Below are 7638 nucleotides of genomic sequence, written 5' to 3'. Positions count from 1 at the left end.
AGCCGAAGGGGCAGCGTAAGCCGGCGGCGGCGGCGGCGGCGGATCAGACCTGCAGTGCCGGGCGCTCCAGGCACGGCCGGCAGGCGCGGGCCCGCTCGTCCAACCCCAACGTCACCGTCTCCCCCGCCGGCACCAGGACCGGCTGCCCCTGCACGGTGCAGTCGAAGTCCGCGCCGTTGAGGTTGACCAGCGTGATCTCCTCGTGCGTTACGCGGACCCGCACGTGCGTGCCGCGGACGGTCAGCCGGAACGTCAGCGCGTCCCACTCGGCCGGCACCCGCGGGTCGAAGGAGATGTCCCCCCGGTAGTCGCGCATGCCGCCGAACCCGCTGACCAGCGCCGACCAGACACCACCGGCGGAGGCCACGTGGATCCCGTCCGCGGCGTTGCCGTGCACGTCCGCCAGGTCCACCACGAGCGCCTTGGAGAAATGCTCGAACGCCTCCTCGCAGTAGCCGATCTCGGCGGCGATGATCGACTGGACCACGGCCGAGAGCGTGGAGTCGCCGGTGGTGAGCGGGTCGTAGTACTCGAAGTTGGCCCGCTTCTGGTCCTCGGTGAACTCGTCGCCGCGCAGGAACATCGCCAACACCACGTCGGCCTGCTTGAGCACCTGGTGGCGGTAGATCACCAACGGGTGGAAGTGCAGCAGCAGCGGCCGCCGGGGCTCGGCCAGATCCTGGTCCCAGACCTCCTTGGCCAGGAAGTCCTGGTCCTGCGGGTGCACACCCAGCGCCTCGTCGTAGGTGATCACCATGTTCTTGGCGGCGCGTTTCCATTCGGCGATCTCGCTGTTGTCGATCTTCAGGCGCCGGCAGATCCCCTCCCACCGACCGTCGCCCAGCTCGGCGATGCGCTTGCACGCGATCGCCGCGGCCACCAGGTTGAACCGGGCCATGGCGTTGGTGAAGAGGTTGTTGTCCACGACGGTCGTGTACTCGTCGGGGCCGGTCACCCCGTGGATGTGGAACCGGCCGTCGACGGCGAAGAACCCGAGCGAGACCCACATGCGGGCGGTCTCCACCAGCACGTCCACGCCCTCGCGGACCATGAACTCCTGGTCGTCGGTCGCCCAGACGTACTTGACCATGGCGTGCGCGATGTCCGCGTTGATGTGGTACTGAGCGGTGCCGGCCTCGTAGTAGGCCGAGGCCTCCTCGCCGTTGATGGTGCGCCACGGGTAGAGCGCGCCCTTCACGGACAGGAAGCGGGCGCGCTCGCGGGCCTTGTCCAGCATCGAGTAGCGGAACCGCAGGGCGTTGCGCGCGAACTGCGGCAGCGTGTAGGTGAGGAACGGCAGGACGTAGGTCTCGGTGTCCCAGAAGTAGTGGCCGGAGTAGCCGCTGCCGGTGACGCCCTTGGCGGCGATCCCGCACGTCTCCGCCCGCGCCGAGGCCTGCGCCAGCTGGAAGAGGTTGAAGCGGATGGCCTGCTGGGTCTCCGCGGGCCCCTCCACCTCGACGTCGGCGCGGTGCCAGAAGTGGTCGTACCAGTCGCGCTGCGTGCGGTGCAGGTCCTGCACCCCGCGGTCGCGGGCCCGCATGAGGGTCCGCGCGCAGCGTTCCACCAGCTCGTGGGCCGGGACCTGCGCGGACGTGTGGTAGGCCGCCATCTTGGTGAGCCGGAACACGCGACCCGGAGTCACGTGCGCGTGGTAGATCACGCGCGATCCGTCCTCGTCGACGACCGTGTTCATGTCCACGTTGTCTTCCGTCTCGACGCGGTGGTCCACGGCCACGCCGATGGTCATCCCCGAGTTGGCGCAGCGATACCCGTGCACCTGGTAGCCGCGCTGGCCCTCGCAGTGCTGCGACTCGAGCACCCGGTGCTCGAGGCCGTCCGACCGGCGGGGGTCGAAGCCCTCTGCCGTCCCGGCGTCGGCGGAGTGGTACTCGTCCTCGCCGTCCTGCCGGTTGAGCACCTGCGAGGAGATCACCACGGGTGCCGGCTCGTCGGGGAGCTCGATCTCGTAGGTCATCACCGCGAGGTGCTTCTCCACCATCGACACCATGCGGGTGGTGCGGATGACGACCTTCTTGCCGGCGGGCGTCCGCCACACCAGCTCGCGGCGCAGGATGCCGTCGCGGAAGTCGATGCTGCGCTCGTAGCGCTCGAGGTCGGCGGCGGTCACGCGCAGCGGCTCGTCGTCCACGTACACGCGGATCGTCTTGGTGTCGGGGGCGTCGACCATCGTCTGCCCCTCGCGGGCGAGCCCGAACGCGTCCTCGGCGTGCTGGATGGGCCACGTCTCGTGGAACCCGTTAACGTAGGTCCCGTGGGTGCGGGAGTCCCGGCCCTCCTCGGGGTTGCCGCGCATCCCCAGGTAGCCGTTGGCCACGGAGAACTGCGTCTCGGACACCCCGAGCGGGGAGGCCTTGGGGCTGGTCTCGACCCAGCGCCACGGGTCCACGGGGTGCGTGGAGCGGTTGATCTCCGGGACCTCGAGGTGGCTGCGCAGGTTGACGCCGTAGGTCGTGCGGATGTTGCCGGGGACGGACTCGCCGACGGTGTCGTGGACCGGGCCGCGCCCGGGGGTGACGGGGCTCATGACCCCGTCGCCGTCGGTCCGGGGATGAGCTCGGAGAGATCGACGACGACGAGGTCGGCGCCCTCGTCGAGCAGGACCTCGCGCCCGGCCCCGCGGTCCACGCCCACCACCCGGGCGAACCCGCCGGCGGCACCGGCCTGCACGCCGGAGACGGCGTCCTCGATCACCACGCACCGGGCCGCGGGCACCCCGAGCAGCTCGGCGCCCCGCAGGTAGGTGTCGGGCCGGGGCTTGCCGGGGATGCCCTCGGCGGCGGCGACCAGCCCGTCGACCACCACCTCGAAGCGGTCCCGCAGCCCCGCGGCCTCGAGGACCGCGGTGGCGTTCTTGGAGCTGGAGACCACGCAGGAGGCGATGCCGGCGGCGTCGAGGGCGTCGAGGTAGGCCACCGACCCCGGGTAGGCCTCGATCCCCTCGTCGAGCAGCTCACGGAAGATCACGTTCTTGCGCATTCCCAGCCCGTGGATGGTGTCCGCGTCGGCCGGGTCGTCGTCGTCCCCCTCCGGCAGGGCGATCCCGCGCGCGGCGAGCATCGACGCGATGCCCTCCACACGGGGCTTGCCGTCGATGTAGCGGAAGTAGTCCTCGTCCGAGTAGGGGTCGATCCCGCGGTCGGCGAAGTAGGCGGAGAACATCCGGTTCCACGCCTGCATGTGCTTCTCCGCCGTCGGGGTGATCACCCCGTCGAGGTCGAAGAGCACGGCGTCCACACCGTCATGGTCCATGTCGTGTCCTGCTTCCGGGCGCCGGGCCGTTCTCTGTCTTGCCGATGACGCACCAAGGCTAGACTCACCCACCGCATCTGGCCGCCCCGGACCACCCTCCTATGGGACACCTCACACTCCGCGCGCGCGTACCGGCCACGACCGCGGGACGCCCCGGGGTGGGCGGGATGCGCAGATCCGTGGTGTGCGGTGGCATTATGTTAGGGACCATGACCAGAAGGAGAGAGATGAGACTCCGTACCCGCACCCCCCGCCGTGTGGCCATCGCCGGCCTGGCTCTGGCGACGGCGGCCTCGCTCACCGCCTGTTCGTCGGAATCCGATGACGCCTCCGCTGACCCCGGCCAGACCACGAGCGCGGCCGTCGACGAGTCCACGCCGCAGGCACCGGTGAACGACCTCATCCTGGGCGAGGGCGAGACCCCGGGATCGGGCGTCGTGCGGGTGATCGGGCCGGACGTCCTCCGGGAGCCGATCGACAAGCTGATCGCCGATCAGGGCCGTCAGCTCATGGAGAACCCGGCGTGCGACAAGGTCTCCCGCCTGGAGACCGTCTCCAACTTCGCGCTCACCGAGGGTGTCACCGCGGCGGTGCTGTACAAGCAGTCCGAGACGGACGAGACGCAGCACCAGTTCGGCATCGGGCTGGTCAAGAAGAAGCTGGACGAGTTCCTCGACCGCTCGCTCTACGAGGCCTGCACCACCTCGAAGAGCGCCAGCAACCCCGAGGTGGAGCTGGTCATGACCGTCGCCGACGCCCCGGCCGTCGAGGGCGCCGAGGGTTTCCGGGTGACCAGCGACTTCCTGGTCAACCAGCCCGACGGCAGCAGGACCATCAGCCGGGCGATCGTCATCCACGGGTTCGCCCGCGGCGTCACCTCCAGCATCGAGTACATGGCCACCGGCAACGATGCGGCGGCCGACCCCGTCCTGCCCGCCGCGAACGCCGCTCTCGACAAGATCTACGAGGCGCAGATGAACAAGATCATCGCCGCGAAGTAACCCGCTCGAGACCACGCGAGAACGCCCCCGGAGCCGGCTCCGGGGGCGTTCTGGCGTCGGGGCCCCGGAGGGCGATCCCGCTAGAGGTTGATCATGTGGCCGCCGACGCCCTCGAGGGCCTCCTTCATCGCCTCGGACAGGGTCGGGTGCGTGTGCACGTTGCGGGCCACGTCCTCCGCGGTGAGGTCCCACATCTGCGCGAGGGTCAGCTCGGGCAGCAGCTCGGACACGTCCGGGCCGATGAGGTGCGCCCCCAGCAGTTCGCCGTGCGTACCGTCCGCCACGACCTTGACGAACCCGACGGCGTGCCCCAGCCCCTGGGCCTTCCCGTTGGCCGAGAACGGGAACTTGCCCACCTTGACGTCGTAACCCTCGTCGCGGGCCTGGGCCTCGGTCAGCCCGAACGACGCCACCTGGGGCTGGCAGAAGGTGGCACGCGGCATCATCCGGTAGTCGCCCAGCGTCTGGGTCTCGGCACCCGCCATGGTCTCGGCGGCCACCACGCCCTGGGCCTCGGCCACGTGGGCCAGCTGCAGCTTGGCGGTGACGTCGCCGAGCGCGTAGATCCCCGGGACGTTGGTCCGCATGGTGTCGTCGATCGCGATGGCGCCGCGATCGGTGAGCTCGACGCCCGTGTTCTCCAGCCCGAAGCCCTCGACGCGGGGGGCGAATCCCACGGCCATGAGCACCTTGTCCACGGTGAGGGTCTGCGTGGACCCCTCGTCACCGTTCTTCTCCACCCGGACCTCCACGGAGTCACCCTTGTCGGTGATCGCGGTGGTCTTGTGGCCGGTGAGGAGCTTCACCCCGAGCTTCTTGTAGTGCTTGGCGATCTCCTTGGAGACCTCCTCGTCCTCGTTCGGCAGGAGACGGTCCATGTACTCGACGATCGTGACCTCGACGCCGTAGTTGGCCATGACGTACGCGAACTCCATGCCGATCGCGCCGGCCCCCACGATCACGACCGAGTCCGGCAGCTCGCGGGAGAGGATCTGCTCCTCGTAGCTCACCACGTTCTCGCTCAACTCGATCCCGGGCAGCGACTTGACCACGGATCCGGTCGCGATGATGCAGTTGTCGAACGTGTACGCCGTGCCGCCCACCTCGATCGTCTTGGCGTCGGTGAAGGTGCCGAACCCGTCGATCTCCGTGATCTTGTTCTTCTTCATGAGGAAGTGGACGCCCTTGACGATCTGGGCCGAGACCTTGCGGCTGCGGTCGTGGGCGACGCCGTAGTCGAAGGAGACGTCGCCGGAGATGCCGAAGGTCTTGGCGTCGCGCAGCACGGTGTTGGCCAACTCGGCGTTGCGCAGCAGGGCCTTGGAGGGGATGCACCCCACGTTGAGGCAGACTCCGCCCCAGTACTTCTCCTCGACGACGGCCACCTTGAGGCCGAGCTGCGAGGCGCGGATGGCGGCGACGTAGCCACCGGGGCCCGCGCCGAGGACGATGAGGTCGTAATGAGAGTCAGCCACGACACACAGGGTATGCGCAACGGGCGGCTCCGGCACGGGATGCACCCGGGAATCGCACCCGAAATGAGCATCGCCGCCCCCTTCCGCGTGGAGGGGGCGGCGACGTCGACCGCGTCAGTGGCGGATCAGGACAGGTTGCCCAGGACCGACTTGAGGGCGGTGGTCACGAGACCACCGATCGCCTCGGCGATCTGATCCGTGATGGTGGTGGTGGAACTGCCGCCGCTGAGGGAGCTGGACTCGCTGGAACCGCCGGCGAGGATCTCTTCGAGAGAAGCCATGTGTATCTCCGTTTATCGAGTGCATCCCCGACCTAGTCGAGAATGGCCGGGTCAACCGACCCGGACGCCCGGTTGATGATACTGACCACGCGGTCCGGTAACAAGACCCTGAGCGTGAGAGGTGCCGCTGCGGACGTGTCGCGTCGATCACGGCATCATCGAGGGCATGACAGCCCCCGCCGACGTCGACCCCCACCTCCACCTGGAGTCCGTGGACTCCCCCGAGGCCCTCTCATGGGTCCGCGAGCGCAGCGACCGGACGGTGGCGGACCTCGCGTCCGGGCCGGCCGCCGACGCCGCGACCGCCCGCGCCCTGGAGATCCTCGACGCCACGGACCGCATCGCCTGGCCCGTCCTGCGGGGCCGCCACGCCTACACCCTGTGGCGGGACGCCGAGCATCCCCGCGGGCTGTGGCGCCGGGTGCCGTGGTCGGTGCTCGCACAGGGCGCCCCCGCCGTGGACCACCCGGCCTGGGAGACGCTCCTGGACGTGGACGCCCTCGCCGCCGAGGAGGACGTGAACTGGGTCTACTCGGGCACCGTTGTCCGGCGCCCGTCGGACGACCGCGTGCTGATCCGGCTGTCCCGTGGGGGCGCGGACGCCGTGGAGATCCGCGAGTTCGACCTGGCCTCCCGGCGCTTCGTCCCCCGGGCCGAGGGGGGATTCCGGTTGGCGGAGGCCAAGTGCTCGGTGTCCTGGGTCGACCGCGACACGGTCCTGCTGGCCGCCCCCCTGGATCCCGACGGCTCCGACGCGACCGAGTCCGGGTACGCCCGCGTGGTCCGCCTGTGGCGCCGGGGCACCGATCCGGTGGACGCCCCCGAGCTCTTCTCCGGCCGGACGGACGACGTCGCCGTGGGCGCCTCCCACGACCCTGTCACCGGGCGCGTCACCGCCAGCCGGGCGCCCGACTTCCACACCTCCGAGGAGTGGTCCTGGCCCCTCGGCGCCGACCCCACGGTCGACGCCCCGTTCAGGCTGCCCGTTCCCGAGGACTGCCGGGTGGACTCCTGCGGCGACTGGCTGCTGCTGCGCCCCCGGACCGACCTCGGCGCCGCGGGGCGGACCTACCCGGGCGGCTCGGTGCTCGTGGTCCCGTGGGCCGCGGTCGACGCCGACGCCGGCCGGCTCCCCGAGCCGGCGGTCCTGTTCGCGCCCACCCCGTCCACCACCGTCGAGGACGTGACATGGGGTCGGGGCCGGCTCCTGCTGACGATCCTCGACGACACGGAGTCGCGCCTCGAGGCGTTCGCGATCCCCGACACCGCCGACGGTCCGTGGGAGCCGCTGCCCGTGAGGGGCCTGCCCGAGCACGTCTCGGTGGACGTGCTGTCCTGCGATCGACTCGCGTGGGCGGGCGTCGCCGGTGCGGGCCCGGCCGCCGAGCGCCCCCACCCCGACGATGCCGTGCTCGCCGTCTCCGGCCCGGTCGTCCCGCCCTCCCTGGTCCTGCTCCGCGCCGACGGCTCCAACCAGACCCTCGGCTCGACCCCGCACCGCTTCGACGCCACCGGGATCGAGGTCACCCGGCACACGGCGGTCAGCGACGACGGCACCGAGGTGCCGTACACCGTGATGCGCGGACCCGGCGGGCCGGGCCCGCGGCC

The 7638-nt window shown here is 70.5% G+C and carries 6 protein-coding genes; 2 read left to right on the top strand and 4 right to left on the bottom strand.

What is annotated here, in order from left to right; translation table 11 throughout:
* Nucleotides 1–43: 43 nt before the first annotated feature.
* Nucleotides 44–2548 carry a glycoside hydrolase family 65 protein gene (locus tag B4M60_RS03675; RefSeq protein ID WP_291080389.1) on the bottom strand — a complete coding sequence of 835 codons (2505 nt, stop codon included), beginning with the start codon at nt 2546–2548 and terminating at the stop codon, nt 44–46.
* A complete protein-coding gene (locus B4M60_RS03670) occupies nt 2545–3273 on the bottom strand; it encodes an HAD family hydrolase (RefSeq protein ID WP_291080388.1) in 729 nt (242 codons plus the stop codon). The genes B4M60_RS03675 and B4M60_RS03670 overlap by 4 nt, the downstream gene beginning before the upstream one ends.
* Before the next feature lie 227 nt (nt 3274–3500).
* On the opposite strand from B4M60_RS03670, the gene B4M60_RS03665 reads away from it, so the two are divergent.
* Nucleotides 3501–4274, top strand: a complete 774-nt coding sequence (locus B4M60_RS03665) for a hypothetical protein (RefSeq protein WP_291080386.1) — start codon at nt 3501–3503, stop codon at nt 4272–4274.
* Nucleotides 4275–4354: 80 nt separating this feature from the next.
* Here B4M60_RS03665 and lpdA read toward each other — a convergent pair whose 3' ends face one another.
* Together lpdA and B4M60_RS03655 are read right to left on the bottom strand one after the other, a co-directional pair.
* Nucleotides 4355–5749 (bottom strand): dihydrolipoyl dehydrogenase, encoded by a 1395-nt coding sequence (gene lpdA / locus B4M60_RS03660; RefSeq protein ID WP_291080384.1) that lies wholly within the window; start codon nt 5747–5749, stop codon nt 4355–4357.
* 125 nt (nt 5750–5874) lie between these two features.
* On the bottom strand, nt 5875–6030 hold the full coding sequence (locus B4M60_RS03655) for a hypothetical protein (protein ID WP_291080382.1): 156 nt from the start codon (nt 6028–6030) through the stop codon (nt 5875–5877).
* 166 nt (nt 6031–6196) lie between these two features.
* Between B4M60_RS03655 and B4M60_RS03650 the strand changes: the two genes are divergently transcribed.
* Nucleotides 6197–7638: S9 family peptidase (locus tag B4M60_RS03650; protein WP_291080380.1), on the top strand; the 1442-nt coding region annotated here is incomplete at its 3' end.

It is taken from the genome of Dietzia sp. UBA5065, from assembly GCA_002415925.1.
Taxonomy (GTDB): domain Bacteria; phylum Actinomycetota; class Actinomycetes; order Mycobacteriales; family Mycobacteriaceae; genus Dietzia.
The sequence above is the reverse complement of the archived record's forward strand: the minus strand, read 5'-3'. Positions and strand labels throughout refer to the sequence as shown.

Coding starts and splice junctions, on each gene's coding strand:
- B4M60_RS03665 (WP_291080386.1), top strand. CDS start 3,501: ATGAGACTCCGTACCCGCACCCCCCGCCGTGTGGCCATCGCCGGCCTG.
- B4M60_RS03655 (WP_291080382.1), bottom strand. CDS start 6,030: ATGGCTTCTCTCGAAGAGATCCTCGCCGGCGGTTCCAGCGAGTCCAGC.
- B4M60_RS03670 (WP_291080388.1), bottom strand. CDS start 3,273: ATGGACCATGACGGTGTGGACGCCGTGCTCTTCGACCTCGACGGGGTG.
- B4M60_RS03675 (WP_291080389.1), bottom strand. CDS start 2,548: ATGAGCCCCGTCACCCCCGGGCGCGGCCCGGTCCACGACACCGTCGGC.